Annotated in this window: 14 protein-coding genes, 2 tRNA genes and 2 pseudogenes; 9 read left to right on the top strand and 9 right to left on the bottom strand. The window is 50.0% G+C overall.

All coding sequences use genetic code 11. From position 1 onward, the window contains the following. Nucleotides 1-2 precede the first annotated feature (2 nt). From EZ315_RS10130 to EZ315_RS10115, 4 genes are read right to left on the bottom strand one after another with little or no spacing between them, the layout of a single operon-like run. Nucleotides 3-704 carry an FISUMP domain-containing protein gene (locus EZ315_RS10130; protein WP_135471967.1) on the bottom strand — a complete coding sequence of 234 codons (702 nt, stop codon included), beginning with the start codon at nucleotides 702-704 and terminating at the stop codon, nucleotides 3-5. 28 nt (nucleotides 705-732) lie between these two features. After that, entirely contained in the window at nucleotides 733-1,650 is a 918-nt protein-coding gene (locus tag EZ315_RS10125; protein ID WP_135471966.1) for a hypothetical protein, read from the bottom strand. 36 nt (nucleotides 1,651-1,686) lie between these two features. Beyond that, nucleotides 1,687-3,315, bottom strand: coding sequence for a RagB/SusD family nutrient uptake outer membrane protein (locus EZ315_RS10120; RefSeq protein WP_160653639.1), 1,629 nt, complete (start codon nucleotides 3,313-3,315; stop codon nucleotides 1,687-1,689). A 22-nt stretch (nucleotides 3,316-3,337) separates the two neighbouring features. Beyond that, nucleotides 3,338-6,694: a SusC/RagA family TonB-linked outer membrane protein gene (locus EZ315_RS10115; RefSeq protein ID WP_160653634.1), complete on the bottom strand. Its 3,357-nt coding sequence runs from the start codon at nucleotides 6,692-6,694 to the stop codon at nucleotides 3,338-3,340. Nucleotides 6,695-7,102: 408 nt separating this feature from the next. Here EZ315_RS10115 and EZ315_RS10110 point away from each other — a divergent pair. The 7 genes and pseudogenes from EZ315_RS10110 to EZ315_RS10080 all read left to right on the top strand — a co-directional run bounded on the left by EZ315_RS10110 (nucleotide 7,103) and on the right by EZ315_RS10080 (nucleotide 14,053). Next, a pseudogene (locus EZ315_RS10110) lies at nucleotides 7,103-10,170 on the top strand (glycoside hydrolase family 2 TIM barrel-domain containing protein). A gap of 328 nt (nucleotides 10,171-10,498) precedes the next feature. After that, entirely contained in the window at nucleotides 10,499-10,696 is a 198-nt protein-coding gene (locus EZ315_RS10105) for a Sec-independent protein translocase subunit TatA/TatB (protein ID WP_135471963.1), read from the top strand. Continuing rightward, a complete protein-coding gene (gene tatC / locus EZ315_RS10100; RefSeq protein WP_135471962.1) occupies nucleotides 10,693-11,490 on the top strand; it encodes a twin-arginine translocase subunit TatC in 798 nt (265 codons plus the stop codon). Before EZ315_RS10105 ends, tatC begins: the two co-directional genes overlap by 4 nt. Further along, nucleotides 11,487-12,155: a 5'-methylthioadenosine/adenosylhomocysteine nucleosidase gene (locus EZ315_RS10095; RefSeq protein ID WP_135471961.1), complete on the top strand. Its 669-nt coding sequence runs from the start codon at nucleotides 11,487-11,489 to the stop codon at nucleotides 12,153-12,155. The genes tatC and EZ315_RS10095 overlap by 4 nt, the downstream gene beginning before the upstream one ends. Nucleotides 12,156-12,201: 46 nt before the next feature. Further along, nucleotides 12,202-12,684, top strand: coding sequence for an S-ribosylhomocysteine lyase (locus EZ315_RS10090; protein ID WP_135471960.1), 483 nt, complete (start codon nucleotides 12,202-12,204; stop codon nucleotides 12,682-12,684). Then, nucleotides 12,681-13,334: an AlbA family DNA-binding domain-containing protein gene (locus EZ315_RS10085; RefSeq protein ID WP_170957524.1), complete on the top strand. Its 654-nt coding sequence runs from the start codon at nucleotides 12,681-12,683 to the stop codon at nucleotides 13,332-13,334. Before EZ315_RS10090 ends, EZ315_RS10085 begins: the two co-directional genes overlap by 4 nt. Next, a complete protein-coding gene (locus EZ315_RS10080) occupies nucleotides 13,331-14,053 on the top strand; it encodes a glycoside hydrolase family 25 protein (protein WP_170957523.1) in 723 nt (240 codons plus the stop codon). Before EZ315_RS10085 ends, EZ315_RS10080 begins: the two co-directional genes overlap by 4 nt. Before the next feature lie 33 nt (nucleotides 14,054-14,086). Here the strand turns inward: EZ315_RS10080 and EZ315_RS17040 are convergent. The 3 genes and pseudogenes from EZ315_RS17040 to lepA all read right to left on the bottom strand — a co-directional run. After that, a pseudogene (locus EZ315_RS17040) lies at nucleotides 14,087-14,323 on the bottom strand (ISAon1 family transposase N-terminal region protein); the annotation flags it as partial. Between the two features lie 150 nt (nucleotides 14,324-14,473). Further along, a tRNA-Gly gene (locus EZ315_RS10070) sits at nucleotides 14,474-14,546 on the bottom strand. Between the two features lie 89 nt (nucleotides 14,547-14,635). Beyond that, the gene (gene lepA, locus EZ315_RS10065; RefSeq protein WP_135471957.1) at nucleotides 14,636-16,423 is read right to left on the bottom strand and encodes a translation elongation factor 4; all 1,788 of its coding nucleotides are present in this window, start codon (nucleotides 16,421-16,423) and stop codon (nucleotides 14,636-14,638) included. A 114-nt stretch (nucleotides 16,424-16,537) separates the two neighbouring features. On the opposite strand from lepA, the gene EZ315_RS10060 reads away from it, so the two are divergent. Then, a tRNA-His gene (locus EZ315_RS10060) sits at nucleotides 16,538-16,611 on the top strand. 182 nt (nucleotides 16,612-16,793) lie between these two features. Further along, nucleotides 16,794-17,036, top strand: a complete 243-nt coding sequence (locus tag EZ315_RS10055; RefSeq protein WP_135471956.1) for a hypothetical protein — start codon at nucleotides 16,794-16,796, stop codon at nucleotides 17,034-17,036. Between the two features lie 140 nt (nucleotides 17,037-17,176). Here the strand turns inward: EZ315_RS10055 and EZ315_RS10050 are convergent, their stop codons facing one another. After that, nucleotides 17,177-18,142, bottom strand: a complete 966-nt coding sequence (locus EZ315_RS10050) for an ISAon1 family transposase (protein ID WP_242452468.1) — start codon at nucleotides 18,140-18,142, stop codon at nucleotides 17,177-17,179. Then, on the bottom strand, nucleotides 18,117-18,488 hold the full coding sequence (locus tag EZ315_RS10045; protein ID WP_123612966.1) for an ISAon1 family transposase N-terminal region protein: 372 nt from the start codon (nucleotides 18,486-18,488) through the stop codon (nucleotides 18,117-18,119). The genes EZ315_RS10050 and EZ315_RS10045 overlap by 26 nt, the downstream gene beginning before the upstream one ends. Nucleotides 18,489-18,518 lie beyond the last annotated feature (30 nt).

The following is an 18,518-nucleotide window of genomic DNA, read 5'->3' as shown; positions in this document are numbered from 1 at the left end:
AATCAACGCTGAGCATCGCGGCACCAGCGGACGGATAGAAGGTTGGTGCGATCGGTGGCGTCGCGCCCTACCCTTTCATTGCCGAATACGACCTTGCGGAAATAAGCGGTCTTCTTGAGCCCGGCATCAGGGGCTGTAGTAGAAGTCCAATAGTAGCCATACTCTTTTTCGTGACTTATATTCTTGTCGATCCATCCGTTATTCCTGACTCCTATCATGGCACCGCCGAGGAGCAATCCGATCTGCGGTCCTGAACCCTCAGTCATCAAAGCCTGACCGGCACTGCCACGCATGCCGAAAGAATCCACATCGGCGCTGCCGAGGGTTCTCTCAAGGTTCTTCCAGTCCTCGTCGGTTGGCAATCTCCATCCTTCAGGGACAGAGGCAAGAGCGTCGTCGTAGGTGAGGAGGTTTCCATAGCGAGGCATATACTCGGTCTCAGCATATTCCAACTGGCCGCCAAAGGCGAGTGCGTTACCCCAGTCCTGTTCGTTATCGAACTCATATTCAAGCATTGATGCTCCATTGCGGGCGTTGGAAGTGGTCCATTCAAGGTTTCCGATGCGTACCCATCCGTACTCATTGCCAAGATCGTCGGTCATAGTACCGGAGGCTGACGGAGACACTACCACATCGTCATCATCGCTGCATGAGGCGAACACACACGGAATAACCGCGAGAACCATATATAATAACTTTCTCATAAATAATTCATTCTAAAAATATAGTACGTCAAAACACATATCCTACCGATATGAATGCATCCTTAACGGAATTATACTTGACCATCACCTTGGGATATTCGCCATACATCTCTTCGACCTCTTCAACGGAGTGATCAAACGCAAGGTTGAAAAAGTCGTTGAAGTCGTCGGTGCCGTACATATAGAACATGTCGTAAGCCGGATAGCCCAAATTAAAGAAGCCTATATAACCCAAATTGTATATTAGAGACATATTGATACCATCCCATTCGGGCACGACACTGGATATGTACTTGTTGAGATAGGCACCGGAGAGCTGACGGAACTCTTCAAATTCGGGAGCATTCTGGTACATGCTGCTTACCTTGGTGCTGAGCATGTCCTTGCATACTTCCTTGAAGTACTCCTCAGCTTCGGCATCGGTGGCATCCATTATATCACCGACAGCAATGGCACGGCAGCTCACATTATTGACGGTCTTGATATCCTTTGTCCCATTATAATCAGTCGAAGTAAGAGACTTTGCCACAAGGATGGAGAACGGACGCAACTTCTCACCGAAATGCGGCATAAGATACTTGGTCATAAGTTCAACAGCCCTTGACTTGTCCTGATCGGACTCCAGGAACTCCAATCCGTATTCGATGTACTCATTGTAGGATGTGACGTTGTATCTGAAATCGATCTTATTCTCTTTCCACACATCCTCACCGAAAGCATCCTTGCCTACATATTCCCTTTTGAGGACATCGGAGAACAACAGGTTGACTTTTGTGTCATTGTAGAACTTGCGACGCATATCCGCCTCGGGGCCTATAGCGTCATCGGGGACCTTATAGAAGTTCTCTTCCTGACCAGTTGGCTCAAGGACTTCATCACTATCGGAACATCCTGCAAATGAGAGCCCAATAATCACGCAAAGAGTATATAGAATTGTTTTTTTCATTGTAGGTATTTTTAAGCCATAAAACTGTCAATCATATCACCATTCCCATTCCCAGCCGCTGCCACCTTGGTCACCGCCTTCGGTGTCGGGCTCGGGACGGTCAACACGCACCACCTCACGCCGGGGGCGGTTGTTGTTGCCGATAGAGGGTTGGAACTCCCTGATAGGACGAGGTATGGGCAGGGTGTAGCCTTCGTCGAATTCTTCAAGACGGAACACTTCAGCATAACTGAACTCCTTAAGGCCCCAAGGTCCTGTAGCGGCAAAGTAGCCGTGGGCATGCTCTATGACAGTTGACCATGGATAGGGCTGGCAAACAGTGTAGCGGCGCAGGTCGAACCATCTGTGCCCCTCAAGAATGAACTCACGAGCACGCTCCTCACGGATGAGGTCGATAAGATCATTGCCTGACTGGCTGACAGTGACAGCAGAACGGTAGCGAGTAAGCATAAAAGCCTCAAGTGTGGTACGCGCCAAGTTCTCATTATTGTCAAAAGCGGAAGCCTCGGCGAGTGTAAGATAGGCTTCGGGGGTGCGGAGCAGGAATGTGCTTGAGACATCGGAAACAGTGCTTCGCTTGCTGAACTGCCCATTGCGCTTGAGGAATACCGGCGACACCCCCAAGATCTCGGACTTGCCTATATAAAGCCCGGAACGCAAATCATCGGCGGAATACTTCTGCTCCATCACATCAGAAACGCAGAAATGAGGGGATGTCTGAGAGCCGAAATCGTCAACATTGTCAGAGAAAGCGTCAGCAATCCTGTATCCTCCCATGGAGAAGAGGGTCTCGGGGGATGAGAGATAGACACAATCGTCACCTACAGCCTTGGTGTGGAGGTCGAGAAGACGGCGGTTCTGATCAAGTGTGAGCGAGGCGTAGCGAGCTGCATTCTTCCAGTCCTGCATGTAAAGATACACACGGCTCCTGAACAGAAGGACGGCTGAATAAGTCGCCCTGTGGAGAGTCTTCACAGGGGTGTCCTTAAGAAGAGACTCCGCCTGAGAGAGATCGTCAAGAATCCTTGTGTATGTATCAGCAAGGTTCTCGCGGACATACTCCTGATCCTCCACAAACTCAGTGGTCTTAACAGGGACTCCCGGTGTGGATGCGGCAGTGGAAGGGTCGTAGGGCTTGGCATACATGTTGGCAAGCAGGAAATAGTAGGCGGAGCGGAGGAAGTAAGCCTCACCCTTTACGCGGCGTTTCTGTATCACGTCGTCAGGATCGTTCTCGGGCTGCTCGTCAATAAGGTATATGACCATATTGCACACATTGATGCTGCTATAGAGCTTATTCCAATATTTGTCATCGCCTCCGACATACTTCTTGAGAGGATTGTATCCCATCTCAGCCTGCCATGTGTAATAGGCATACATCGATGAGAGATAACTGTGAGTATCATACTCACTGACATAGGTCTGCTTCATCTCATCTGCCATAAAGTGGAGGCAGTCGATATCATCACCGTTCCTTCCCTGTGCGGACATGGCGGACGGCTGCATGTAGCCGGAACCGAGAAGCACCTCGTCAAGATCCTGCCAGCTCTCAACCTTAGCGAGATCCTGGGAATACTCCTGAAGGAAATCCGAACAGGATGACATGCCAACGGCGGCAAACGCCCCCACGGCAAGACTTAGAATATATTTATTTACAGTTTTCATTGTTGCTGTCGGAATGTAAAGATTAGAATGAGACATTTAATCCGAATGAGAAGCTCGGACGGTCAGAAAGCTGAATGGTGGTGAATCCGCCCTGGGTAGGTGTCTGACCTTTGAGATCCTTGGCACACCATGTGTGAAGGTTATTGCCTGCGGCATGCAGCTCAAGGCGAGAGAGTCCCCATGGAGAGATGAGACGTTCTGGCAGCTCATAGGATATATTGACACTTGCGAGCTTAAGATAGTCGGCACTCACGACACGCAGGTCGCTGTAGTCGTACATGTCCCAATAGCTGTTGGCGATAACATTGATGTAGTCAGAGCCAGAACCTGTGGTGGACCAATGGTTGATATACTTGAAATAACTTGGGTGACCATTGGGGATGATAGCCGGGATATCGGTGTGAAGCTCATCGCCAGGCTGCTGCCAGCGGTCAAGATAATCGCGGCTAAGGTTGAGCTCGGGACGGATCTCGCTTGCGGTGGCAATATTAGCTCCGGAATAGGATTTCGCCGAAGAGCTATACATTCCGAACAGGCGTGTCTTAGCACCGAGACTATAGTTGAATGATGCGGTGACATAAAGACGTTTCCAACGCAGACGAGTGCTGAAGCTGCCTGACATGTACGGCTCACGCGAACCGGTAGCTGAAAGCACGCGGGTGTAGGTGTCGTATTTGCTAAGTCCGATCAGCTCGTCGACATGATCATACCAATCATCGAACATTGGACCACCGTCGATAGGGCTCAGACCGAGATAGCGGTAGGAGTAGAATGTGCCTACAGGCTGTCCCTTCACGATAGCATTACCGTTGAGGAAGTCCTGGAGATTGTAGGACTCACCTGCGGGAAGAGACTCAATGGAGTTGATGACTCTGGAGAAAGAGCCTGAGACACTCCATTGCCAGTAGCGGGTCTGGATAGGGCGTCCGGTGATGCTGACACTGTAGCCGTTGTTGGAGATGTTGCCACCGTTCACCACATAAGAGCTGTAACCGTTGACGGTGGATATGCTCTTGGTCATGAATGCATCCCTTGTGCGCTTGAAATATACGTCGCCTTCAAGTTCCAGACGGTTGTTGAGGAAAGCGATGTCGAATCCGAGATTGACGCTTGTGGTCTTCTCCCACTTTAGATCAGGGTTAGGGTTGCGTGAAACGGTAGATGTGAACTCTCCGAAATAGTCGTCCATGGGACCTTTCTTTATAATCATTACAGGGGACTGGTCGCTGAGCATGTTGCCCTGGAATCCATAGGAAGCCTTAAGGATGAAGCGGTCAATCCACGTCGCCTGCCTGATAAAGCCGAGCTGAGCGGGGTCGAATGACGCAGACACCGACCATATGGGAAGGATTTTGTCGTTAGCCCTGTCGCCGAAATTATTGGAGCCGTCGATACGAGCATTGGCATTAAGGAATATCATGCGACGCCAATTGTAGCTCGCGGTGGCATATGCCGAGATGACATTAGCCTTATTATTTGAGAGCGTGGGAACGTTATTGGAGATCCAAGCCTTGTAGTTGGGATAGTTGTCAAGATTGATACCTGAAACAAAAGTCATGCCACGGTCAGGGAAATATCCTCGGTCGATGCGGTTGTAACCGTCGTAAGTGTTAGAGGATGCTTCAAAACCTATGCCACCACTTATGTTGTGAATCTCATTCTCACCCAGATACCTGTTGGCGTCAAGTTGCAGACGACCGGTCCAGCTGCTGTTACGAGTATTGTTGAATGTGAGCTCTCCGCCCTGAGGCATTACGCTTTCAGCACTCGGTGGCATACCATACTCGCTATCGCGCAGCTCGGCGGCATACCATGTACGGTCGCCCCAGTAGCTATGCATGTCGGTGGAGCTTGTGGTGTAAGAAAATATGGCATTAGCGGAGAGCCAGTCAGTGAAACGGAAACGGAGGTTGGCATTGAGAGAAACAGTTGACTGTTTCTGCTTATTGTAGCTGTTCTCAAGCTCGTTAAGAATATTATAATTGTGTCCGTAAGAGTAACGCTGGAGCTTGCTGTAATAGTAAGGGGAGCCATCGGCATTGAAAGCAGGGATGGCACGGCTCGCGCTGTAGGCATAATCAACAGGATTTATCGACTCCTGATTGTACTGACGCTCGTTGACATTTCCGGTCACACCAAAAGCAGCCGAAAGCCATGGGGCAAAATTGATGTCAAGATTGACCATCGCACTGTAACGGCGGTTGGTGGTGCCCTTGATCACATCATCGTTGTCCATGAATCCGAGAGAAGCGTAGTAGACACCGCGCTCACCACCGCCGCTCACGCTGGCATTGTGCTGCTGGGAGAAGCTGTCGTGGGTGAGGAGGTTGAACCAGTCGGTGTTGACGGTCTCGACATATGCAAGCTCGCTGTTGAACTGCTCCTGAGTAATCTCCTTGTTAAAGAGACGCATCATTAGCCCTTCGTAACCGACCATAGAGGAGTTGGCGTTGTAGACGTAATTGTCGTTCCACAATTCACGGGAGAGCTGTATGCGCTCCTTGGAGTTCATCACGTCGACCGACTTGTCGGAATAGCGTGGACGGATCTTCCAGGTGAATGTGTTGTTGTAGCGTATCTGCGGCTTGCCCTCGCGACCACGCTTTGTGGTGATCACGATCACACCGTTTGCCGCCTTTGTGCCATAGAGGGCTGTGGCGGATGCGTCCTTGAGGATGTCGAGACGCTCGATGTCCTGTGGGTTGAGTCCGGCGATGGCGTTGCCTATACGGTTGACATAGTCAGGGTCGTTGAGGTCCTCGGCCGAGATGGGCACAGGGTCCTGCACTACGATACCGTCGACAACCCAAAGGGGCTCACGGTTGCCGATGATGGAGGATGTGCCGCGGATACGGATCTTGGGTGCAACACCCGTCTCGCCGGAATTGGACATGAACATGAGATCGGGCACCTGACCTTCGAGCATCTGGTCAATAGAAATGGCATCGGGGCGCAGGATATCCTCAGCCTTGATAGAGGTGATGGCACTGGTAGATGCACGTTTATCAATGACCTGATAACCTGTTACCACAACATCTTGAAGCACATTAGTGTCATCCTCAAGCATAATCGAAAGCTCGCCTCCACGCCATGTGACCTCAGCTCGCTTCATGCCTATATAGGAGATTTCAAGGGTTACACTCTTACGTCCTTTTGTCGGTAGAGTAAAAACTCCGTTAAGGTCGGTTGCCGTTGCTGTTTTGGGCGATTTCTTTTCCCATACAGATGCACCAGGAAGAGGTTCTCCGGCAGCATCGAACACAATACCCTTTATTAGGTTAACCTGCTTTATATCAGATTGTTGTGGGGGGGGGACAAATTGCCCTACTGATGTCCCAGAGCCGGCAGCAAACACACCAGGCACTGTCAAAGCAGCCATAGCTACTATAAGACACAGTAATTTCCAAAAAACGTAGGTTCTCATGGAGTGAGAAAATAAAAAAGGTTTATATTATGATTGGTTGACTTATAGAGGCAAATTTAGAAAATAATTCTTAAAGTCGCATAGCTTTAGTAAAGAAAAATTGCATTTTTCGTCCGAATTTAACACCAATGCTATCAAACGATGTTTTTTAACATATTTATATAGCATTCTGACATTAACACAAGCATACAAAAACAGATCAAAAGTAAAATTTTCCAAGAGAGAAAAAACACCACTCCGAAGGCGCATCGCCAATCCGACATATCATAATCTTAAGAATTATTAACTGCGGGAGGCTCCTCCTTATACATATATATAATATATCTTTGCAGTCAAACACGATAATTATCACATTTCACTCTTATGAAACACAGCCTCAGTTCAGCATTGCTAATGACCATAGCACTTGCCGCCCAAGGTAAATCACCGGAATGGGCGGACCCAGGTGTCAATGAGATCAACCGGATGCCAATGCGCACTTCGCACTTCGCCTACCGTGACGGCGAACCACACGACAAGACAGCCTCAGCGAACTTCCTCAACCTTGACGGAAAATGGAAATTCAAGTTTGTGGAAAACCGAGACGAGCGACCGTCGGAGGATGTGTTCTCCAAAGAATACGACGACACCTCATGGGGCACCATGCAGGTGCCAGGGATGTGGGAACTGAACGGTTACGGCTCGCCAATGTATCTCAACGTAGGGTATCCATGGCGCGGCAATTTCAGAAACAACCCGCCCATAACCCCTGACAAGGAGAACTCTGTGGGCACATACCGCCTATCCATCACCGTGCCAGCAGAATGGGAGGGCAAAGATGTGATAGCGCATTTCGGCTCCGCCACATCCAACCTTGCGGTGTGGGTAAACGGCAAGCGTGCGGGATACGGCGAGGACAGCAAGCTCGCCCAGGAATTTGATGTCACCCCTTACATCATACCAGGAAATAAAAACCTTATAGCCTTGCAGGTGGACCGATGGTGTGACGGAACTTATCTTGAGGACCAGGACTTCTTCCGCTTCGCAGGGCTTGCGAGAGAGAACTATCTGTATGCCCGAGAGAAGAACCGCGTGGAGGATATCCGCGTGAACGGTGACCTCACCAACAATTACACCGACGGCAGACTATACTATGAAGCAGACATAAAAGGATCCGGCACACTAAGCATCAGACTGACATCGCCCGAGGGGGAGGTGGTGGCCAATGCCGAGCGTAAAGACGCCAAAGGGAAGGTGAGCATAACCATGGATGTAAAGAACGCTGACAAATGGAGCGCGGAATCACCTGCCCTATACACCCTCACAACAACTTTCACGCCGAAGAAAGGGGCAGCTGAAACCATACCTATCAAGATGGGATTCCGCAAAGTGGAGATAAAGGATTCGCAACTTCTCGTGAACGGCCAGCCTGTGCTCTTCAAGGGAGCCAACCGCCATGAGCTTGACCCTGACGGGGGGTATGTGGTGAGCGAAGAACGCATGCTACAGGACATAAAGAGGATGAAGGAGATGAATATCAATGCGGTGCGCACATGCCACTATCCTGACGATCCACGATGGTATGACCTGTGTGACCAATACGGCATATATGTTGTTGCCGAAGCAAACATAGAATCGCACGGCATGGGCTACGGCAAAGAGAGCCTTGCCAAGAACCGCGCCTACCACAAAGCCCACCTTGAACGCAACCGCCGCAATGTTGCCGCCAACCGCAACCATCCTTCAATCATAGTGTGGTCGCTCGGCAATGAAGGCGGATACGGCAAGAACTTCGAGGATGCCTACGACATGGTGAAGGGAATGGACGCTTCGCGCCCGGTGCAGTATGAGCGCGCAGGCCATGACGGCAAGACCGACATATTCTGCCCTATGTATTTCCCATACGAAGCGTCGGAACGATATGCCTCCAACCCCGCCAGCACAAGACCGCTGATACAGTGTGAGTATGCCCACGCCATGGGCAACTCGGAAGGGGGATTCAAGGAATACTGGGACCTCATAAGAAAATACCCTAAGTTCCAAGGCGGATACATATGGGACTTCGTGGACCAGTCGATACGCCATACCACCCCTGAAGGGAAGATGGTCTATGCCTACGGCGGAGACTTCAAGAGCACAGATCCAAGCGACCAGAATTTCTGCGACAACGGACTAGTCTCCCCGACCGAGTGTTTAACCCTCATGCCTATGAAGTACAGCGAGTGTACCAGGATATACACACCACCCTCACACCGGAGGGTGATATCGAGGTGTTCAACGAGCGTTTCTTCGCACCGCTCGATGACGTGAGGATGGAATGGACCCTACTCACAGACGGCAGACCGACCCGCACAGGAAGCATAAACGACCTGAATGTGTCGCCACAGGGACGCAGCAAGATAAAGATAGACTTCGGTCCTATAAACGATGACACAGAGGCTCTGCTGAACGTAGCCTACACACTGAAAAAATCGACCCCTGTCCTTGACGGCGGCACAGTGATAGCCCGCGAGCAGATAAGACTCACTCCGGAGAGATGCAGAATGGCTCGGCCAAGTGACAAGCCGGTGGACTACATAGACCGGAGCGGAGGTGTCCTTACCATTAAAGGTAAGAATTTCACAGTGGCATTCAATGAGAACAACGGTTTCATAGCCCGCTATGAGGTGGACGGAAAGGAAATGCTCAACAAAGGTGCGATGATAACGCCCAACTTCTGGCGCGCACCAACCGACAATGACTACGGAGCAGGATTGCAGAAGAAGCTTGCCGTATGGAAAGATCCCGGAATCAAACTCAAGAGCATGAAACCGGGACACAGAAACGGAGTGGCTACGGTCAAGGCTGTGTACACCATGAGCAATGTGGCTGCGACTCTGACTATGGAGTATGCTATAAACGGAGACGGAGCAATAAGCATAGTGGAAAAGATGACCCCGGAGGCGGATAGCAAAGAGGTGCCCATGCTTTTCCGTTATGGCATACAGATGCCTATGCCGGCAAGATACGAGACTGTGGATTACTACGGAAGAGGACCGGGGGAGAATTACTGCGACCGCCAGCAAGCCTCAGACCTCGGCATATACCGACAGAGCGTGACATCGCAGGCTTACCCATACATACGCCCGCAGGAGACAGGGACCCGCACCGATCTGCGCCGCTGGGCTGTGCTCGACGAGTCGGGCTCCGGAGTGGAGTTCACATCCACAAAGCCGTTCTCCGCTTCTGCAATCCATTATACCATCGAGTCTCTCGACGGCGGACCGGAGAAGCCTAACAGCCACTGGGGAGAACTGACGCAGGATGATGTGACAAATGTCCTCGTTGACTATGCTCAGCTCGGCATGGGGTGTGTGGACAGTTGGGGCGCGCTCCCTCTCCCACAATACAGGGTGCCATTCGGGGAATACACTTTCAATCTCACTATCACTCCTGTGAAAAACAGGTTCTGACAGTAATTACATTATAATATCGGTATCAAACACCGGTAAAACCCTAAGGGGATTTACCGGTGTTGTCTTATGGGCAAGGAGGCGGGAAACAGCAGCCAAAGGAGGCTGTGGCGCGCTCCTGCCCTACTTGTAAAAAACTATAAAAAACAACCGGAGGTAGGATTTTTAGAAATAATCCACTAAATTTGCAATTGAAAACAATCATTTCAATTGTGTCAGAAAGATAACCGAATCCATATGACATCCGGAGAAGTGGCAAGCTATGAAATGCTCCCAATCACCTGAGCATGTATGGCACTGACAACAATACAATCAATGATACTGAACTATGATACCATGCTTATTCAACCACCTGGGGACCGGTGAGATAATCGTGATACTTGCGGTGGTGCTTCTGCTCTTCGGCGCGAAGCGCATTCCGGAACTCGCCCGCGGAATAGGCCGCGGCGTGAGCTCTTTCCGTCAGGGGCTCAATGAAGTTGCCGACGAAATAGACAACGCTGAAAAGAAAAAGAAAGAGGATTGAGCCAGGAACAACAGGGATTCTGGGATCATGCCGAGGCGTTGAGGAGAGTGCTCCTACAGAGCATCGGGGTGGTAGTGGGGCTTATGTGTATCTATTTTGCTGTGATGCCTGAGCTCTTCGACAGGGTTATACTCGCACCCTGCCACGCGAATTTCCCATCCTACCTACTGCTTGACACCACAGGGGGATCAGCTGACGGAGGACGCCAGGACATACAGATAATAAATATACAGCTCGCCTCGCAGTTTCTCACCCATATGACAACATCGATGTGGCTTGCTGTGGTAACGGCTTTCCCTGTGACAATATACCTGCTGTGGAGGTTTGTGTCTCCGGGGCTTTACGAGTATGAGAAGCGCGGGGCAGGCGCGGTGTTTTTAGGCGGGAATGTGATGTTCTATCTCGGAGTAGCCACCGGGTACTATCTTGTGTTCCCGCTGACTCTGCGTTTCCTTGCCGGATATCAGCTGAGCCCATATATAGCCAATCAGATATCCCTGGACTCGTACATAGACACATTCATGATGCTCCTGCTTGTGACAGGGATATTGTTCGAGCTTCCGGTCGCCGCATGGCTCTTAGGGAGAATCGGTGTGCTGAACAGGGGATTTTTCCATACGTACCGCCGCCATGCCATAGTGGCACTCCTCGTGTTGGCCGCTGTTGTCACACCGACAGGCGACCCTTTCACTCTCGCTGTAGTATTCATACCTATATATATTCTGTGGGAGCTATCGGCACTTACTGTGCCTGCCGGCAATCCCGCAATAACCGTTAACACAGCCAAGACATGACAATAGGAATAATCGTAGCCATGACTAAGGAGCTGAATCTGCTCCTGCCCCTCATGGAGAACCCTGAGGTACAGAACACAGGGGGCACAGAGTTTCACCTGGGAAAGATATCCGGGCACAATGTGGCACTCATGGAGTGCGGAATAGGCAAAGTGAATGCCGCCATAGGGACTGTGACCCTGATAGACACTTTCCATCCCGATCTCGTGATCAATACCGGCGTTGCTGCCGGAGCTGGAGATGATGTAGCCGTGATGGACTCAATAGTGGCAACGAATGTGGCTCACCATGATTTCTGGTGCATAGGCGAGGAATGGGGACGCGTGCCGGGATGTCCGCGCCTCTTCCCTGCGCTGACGTTCGCCAAAGCAGTGGACGGAAGCAATGTGAAACGCGGACTGATAGCCTCAGGGGAGCTCTTCATCACATCGAAGGAACAGGTGGACGGAATCAAGGAACATTATCCAGATGTGCTTGCCATAGATATGGAAAGTGCGGCTATCGCCCAGGGATGCTATATGAGGGGGATACCTTTCTTCTGTATGCGCGTGATCAGCGACACCCCATGGTGCCATCACGATAATTCAAGGCAGTACGAATCATTCTGGGATGATGCGCCACGCCAGTCATTCTCTCTCATACAAAAACTGATATCTTCGCTATAAAGCGGACCTTAACCTGTATTTGCATAACCCATACATGCTGAAAACTATGGAGAAAATAGCGAGCTTCACCATCGACCATGAGCGACTGCTACGCGGCATATATGTGTCACGCCGCGACACCACTCCCGCTGGGGACACTGTGACGACCTTTGACATACGCATGACCGAGCCTAACCGAGAGCCGGCTCTCACACCCGAATCGCTCCACGCAATGGAGCATCTTGCCGCCACTTATCTGCGCAACCGTCCAGACTGGCGCGACCGGGTGGTGTACTGGGGCCCTATGGGGTGCTGCACAGGAAACTATCTTCTAATGCAAGGGGCTCTTGAGCCCTGCGACATACTCCAGCTTATGCGCGACACCATGGATTATGTGGCATCATTCAACGGAGAGGTGCCCGGAGCAACGAGCCGCGACTGCGGAAACTATTCATTCATGGACCTCGCCGAAGCCAAGCGCAATGCCCGCAGATATCTCGATGAGGTGCTCAATTGTATAACCGACGAAAATCTCAGCTACCCGCGGTGAAGGACATCAGGGGAATAAAAGGGAAATTCTACATAGCCTCGCTCATAGAGGAGGGGGAGTACGAGCATCAGGACTTCAAATTCGCTGTGTCAGATGCCCGGAAGATAGCCCGCAGCCTGTCGGCTTTCGCCAATAATGACGGAGGACGGCTGCTCATAGGGGTGAAGGACAACGGCGCGATAGCGGGAGTGCGCAACGAGGAGGATATCTTCGTGGTGGAACAGGCTGCCGAGATGTACTGCGAGCCGCCTCAGGAGATAAAGGTGACTGCCTTCAAGGCTGAAGGCGGGCATACTGTGATGCGAGTGGAGATAGGACGTGCCCCAATACGTCCGGTGCATGTGAAGGAGACAGGAGGCGAATTGCGCGCATACTACAGGGTGCGTGACGAGAATATAGCCGCCCCTCCACTGCTTGTACGCGCCTGGAAGCACGCCTCGGGCAACGAAGGCTCTATCATAGAGGTAAACAGCCAGGGGCGCATGCTTCTTGAGATGGCATCAGACAGCGACGGTGTGACCATAGAGGGGTTCATGCTTGCCGCACATGTGTCGCGCCAGACAGCCGAGGATATCGCTGTAAGCCTCTACGGCATGGGGCTGATCGAATTCATGTATAACGGCACATGTTTCACTCTGAAATCATTATGACACGATACATATCGCGACATCTGCTGCCAGCAGTACTGACAGCCATGTTTCTTGCCGGATGCGGAGGCAGAGAGAATCCGCAGCATTCTGTGGCAGGATTCAAGGATCATGAGATAGTGGGTATAGACATCAGTGCGCATAACGGTGATGTCGACTTCAAAAAAGTAAGGGAAGGTGGGATAGAATTCGTGATAATCAAAGCCTCGGAAGGAGGCACATTCAAGGACCGGAAGTTTGTCGACAATGTGCGCAACGCCAGAAGAGCCGGGATGAAGATAGGCGCGTACCACTTTTTCCGTTTCGATACTCCGGGCTATATACAGGGGCTTAATTTCGCCAATTCCATTCACGGGCGCAGTCTTGACCTGCCAGCAGTGATCGACATAGAGGAGTTCACCAACCCAAACCTACAGACCACCAAACTGGTGATGAGCCGAGTCACAGAGATGGCGGACTATCTTGAAAAACGTGGGTACAGGGTGATGCTGTACACCAACAAGAAGGGGCATGCAAGATTCATCAAGGGTCAGCTTGCCACCTATCCGCTTTGGCTATGCTCACTTGGAACTCCCCCTGAAGGTATAGACTGTGACTTATGGCAGGCAACACATCACGGAAGAATAGACGGTGTGGACCACGATGTAGACATAAATGTGTTCACCGGGACCCGATCCGGATGGGACCGTTTTGCATCGGGAATAATGGCTGAAAAGAAGTGACGGTAAAAAATTCAGCATGTAGGAAAGCCACTTGCGCTTCCGCACATGGAGGCAGGTGGACCGTCCACGTTTCGGATAATCCTGTATGGTGCGGTAATCCCCGAATCCGTTAGAGATTATGTTTTTATTGTACCTGTCTTTGCGAAGTTGCTCTTTCTTCTCATCAAGCCATATGTCCAAGCGGGTATCGCTTTTTTCAAACCGATCAATGTCGAAGTTGTCTATCAGGACTTCGGGCAGGATTGCTCTGAGCAGTTGGTCTGGTTTCATTTTGCAAAGATAACACTATGCTCTTGACATCTTCCCCGCCCACCGGGAAAATCCGCTGATCCGATAAAAGAGCCTAAATTTCACTAATAGATACAAATAAAGCATTGAGAATAAACCTTAATTGGCTTATTTTCAACACCTTATCTATTGAGCGGTAGACGAGGCTCGAACTCGCGACCCTCAGCTTGGGAAGCTGATGCTCTACCAACTGAGCTACTACCGCAATTGCTCAATTTTGTTGATGCAAATTTAGGGATTAATTTTGATGTGACAAAATTAATGGCGACTTTTTTGAAACTGTATATATTATTCTTAATCGAGCTTCAGGACGGCAAGGAATGCTTTCTGTGGAACCTCCACCGAGCCTATCTGCTTCATTCGTTTCTTTCCTTTCTTCTGTTTTTCAAGCAGCTTGCGCTTACGTGAGATATCTCCTCCGTAACATTTCGCCGTAACATCTTTACGTACCGCCTTGATAGTCTCCCGGGCAATGATTTTCGCTCCGATGGCAGCCTGTATCGCTATGTCAAACTGCTGACGCGGTATGAGCTCCTTAAGCTTTTCACACATGCGCCTGCCAAACGATACGGCATTGTCGACATGTGTAAGAGTGGAAAGCGCATCCACACTCTCACCATTAAGAAGTATATCAAGCTTTATGAGCTTACTCTCACGGAAGTCGTGCAGATGATAGTCAAACGAGGCGTATCCCTTCGATATACTCTTAAGCTTATCATAGAAGTCTATGACAATCTCGCCAAGAGGCATATCGAATATCATCTCCATACGGTTACCCGAAATGTACTCCTGCTTCACGAGCTCTCCACGCTTGGAAAGACACAGGGTCATTATAGGTCCGATATAGTCAGCGGCGGTAATTATCGAGGCTCTTATGTAAGGCTCCTCAATACGATCGATAAGCGTCGGGTCAGGCAAACCTGACGGATTGTGCACCTCGGTCATATTGCTGTGCTTGTCATAGACACGATAGCTCACATTCGGCACAGTGGTGATCACATCCATATCGAATTCGCGCCCAAGTCGTTCCTGTATGATCTCCATATGGAGCAAACCGAGAAAACCGCAGCGGAAACCGAAACCAAGAGCCATTGATGACTCAGGCTGGAAAGTGAGCGATGCATCGTTGAGCTGCAACTTCTCAAGCGACGAACGAAGATTCTCAAAATCCTCAGTCTCTATAGGATACACTCCGGCAAACACCATAGGCTTCACTTCCTCGAATCCGTCGATAGCCTCCTGGCACGGACGATTCACATGTGTGATGGTGTCTCCCACCTTCACCTCCTTGGATGTCTTGATGCCTGAAATTATGTAACCAACATTTCCTGCCGACAAGGTTTCACAAGGTTGCATATCAAGCTTAAGCACCCCGATCTCATCAGCATTATACTCCTTGCCTGTAGCGACAAACTTCACGAAGTCATTCTTGCGTATAGAGCCGTTCTCGATCTTAAAATAAGCTATAATGCCACGGAACGGATTGAACACAGAGTCGAATATCAGGGCCTGGAGAGGTGCCTCAGGGTCTCCCACAGGAGCCGGTATGCGGTCAACTATGGCTTTGAGTATCTCAGGAACACCTATGCCTGTCTTGCCGCTGGCACGAATTATCTCTTCATGGTCACATCCAAGCAGATCCACAATCTGATCCTCAACCTCATCAGGCTTGGCACTGTCAAGATCCACCTTATTTATTATAGGGATTATCTCAAGATCATTGTCAATAGCCATATATAGATTTGAGATGGTCTGAGCCTGTATGCCCTGCGAGGCATCCACTATAAGAAGCGCACCTTCACAGGCAGCGATAGACCTCGACACCTCATAGGAGAAGTCAACATGTCCCGGAGTGTCGATAAGATTAAGCACATAATCCTCGCCATCGATGCGGTAATTCATCTGTATGGCATGGCTCTTTATAGTAATGCCTCGCTCTCGCTCCAGATCCATGTCATCAAGCACCTGAGCTTGAAGATCCTTACCTGCAACAGTGTTGGTATACTCCAACAGACGGTCGGCAAGTGTGCTTTTGCCGTGGTCAATATGGGCTATTATGCAGAAGTTGCGAATATTTTTCATTGTAGTGTCAAGTATATTGCAAAGGTACGAATTATTTTTCGTTTGAAAAAATGTGACAAAATATTTGGAGGATTCAAAAATTAGTCATAACTTTGCACCGCAAAACCAAAGATGGTGAGCATAGCTCAGTTGGTTAGAGCGTCGGATTGTGGTTCCGAAGGTCGTGGGTTCGACCCCCACTGTTCACCCTAGAATAGTTGCAGTTAAGCCAGATTTCATGAAGTCTGGCTTAACTTTTTGTGTGACATACCAGGTAAGCCGTATATATCCACCGTAGGGCCAATATCTTTTTTTTGACATTCCTAAACTTTTCAAGGCTCAATATCCTTATATATGTAAGTATAACATATAGACTCATAAATTCAACGATATGAAAGCCTTAGGAAAAACCCTTTTCTGGGTAGGATTCGTAGCCCTCATCGGAGTAGTGCTTGCCTACCTAATCATTATTGTCACCGGAGCAGTAGCCTTTGCCACCACTGCCACTGCTCTCTCAATATGTGCAATCATCCTTGTCGGCTCCCTGCTTATGGTATGGGGACGCTCATACGAAAAATCAGGCGAACGCAAGGAAGAGCTCAGACGTATGCAGCAGATGCAAAATAACCATTAACACATAATTTACAAGACCCTTTTAATCTTTTAATCATTGGGGGTGATAAGGCTACAAGACAGAGATCTTGTGGCCTTATCATGGCACAAGCCGAAATTCCGGTGCATTTGTTAAAACAATTAGAATAGAGTGTTAAAGATTCAGGCGTATAGCTTGACGAGTCGGAAGATAAAGAAATCACGGTCACGGACCCCTCGCATCTGCGAACGGAAGATTTTGACTTTGGAGTTGAATGCTTCGGCCGAGGCATTAGTTGCGCGACGTCGGAAATAATTGAGGATAGTCGGGGCGTGGTTCTTGAACGTCTTGATGACAGAGCGGAAGTTGTTGTTGCCCAATGCCATTACTTTTTCATACCACTTGTTCATCCGACCCATTGCTTTGGTGGGTGATATCTTTGCGTTGAAGATTTGGCGCAGTTCCATAGCCAGATGGTATGCAGCTTTCAGTATCGGATAGTGTCTGAACAGAATGTTTGCGCGATGACGCTGTATGTCAGTCCATTTGTTCTGCGACATCATCAGGGTGTGCTTGCTGCGGGCAAGGATCTGGCGCATGGTCTCGCCGTTGGAATATGTAATTGGAGGCTCTGATTTGTCACGGCTGTTGTCTTCGGCAATGAGCTGTCGGCGGATGTCTATGCGAATTTCGTCGACAGCCTCGTTATAGACCTGCTGCACATGGAAGCGGTCGTTAACGACGTGGGCGTTGTAGAATACCTCGGCGGCTATCAGCATCATCGAGGGCGACAGATCGCAGGTCACTTCTTTTACCCTGCGTCTGACCGATTTACCCATGGCTCCGATGAGGATTGTGGTTATCTCATCGCTCTTTGTGCCGGGGATGGCCGCCGCCAGCGTCCCACGGCCGCCGTGTCCGTCCTTGTTCGTGAGGAAAGTCCATACCTCGCCGTTGCTCAGGCAGGTTTCGTCAAGACTCATGTACGGGCCGATATTGTTAGCGTTGAAGTAGAAGCCGCAACCGAGTTCGGCCTCACGCCATTCGGTATAACCGCTTATCCTGTTGCGATACTGTTCGGCAAAATATTTGCCGTTGACGCAGTACATCTGCGATATATGCTTAATCGACAATGCCGTCGTCTCCACCTTCGTCTTTTAAAAAAGCCACGAACTCGGCGCTGAGTCGTGTCCTCTCCTCGTTGGGCAGTTCCAGGTTATATGAGAATATCTCGTTGGTCTTTTTGTCCCACCATTTGTTCTTGCGCATGTGCAGGAACACCGGTCTGCCGCGCATCGGATAGTCCTGCACTGTAACGTAATCCGTGTATCCACGTGCCACAATGTTCGGATTGCGGAAATCCTCATCCGACAGTTTCTTCTTCTCGTCAAGCCATATGTCGTAGGACTGGTCTGTCTTTTCAAACTTGACCATCTCAAACAGTTCGTCCAATCCTTCTGGCAGGAATTGCCAAAATGCATCTGCGGTTTTCATACCGCAAATTTAACACTTTTCCAAAAATTC

Origin of the sequence: Duncaniella freteri, assembly GCF_004766125.1 — a bacterium.
Taxonomy (GTDB): Bacteria; Bacteroidota; Bacteroidia; order Bacteroidales; family Muribaculaceae; genus Duncaniella; species Duncaniella freteri.
This window is presented reverse-complemented; position numbering and strand designations above follow the sequence as displayed.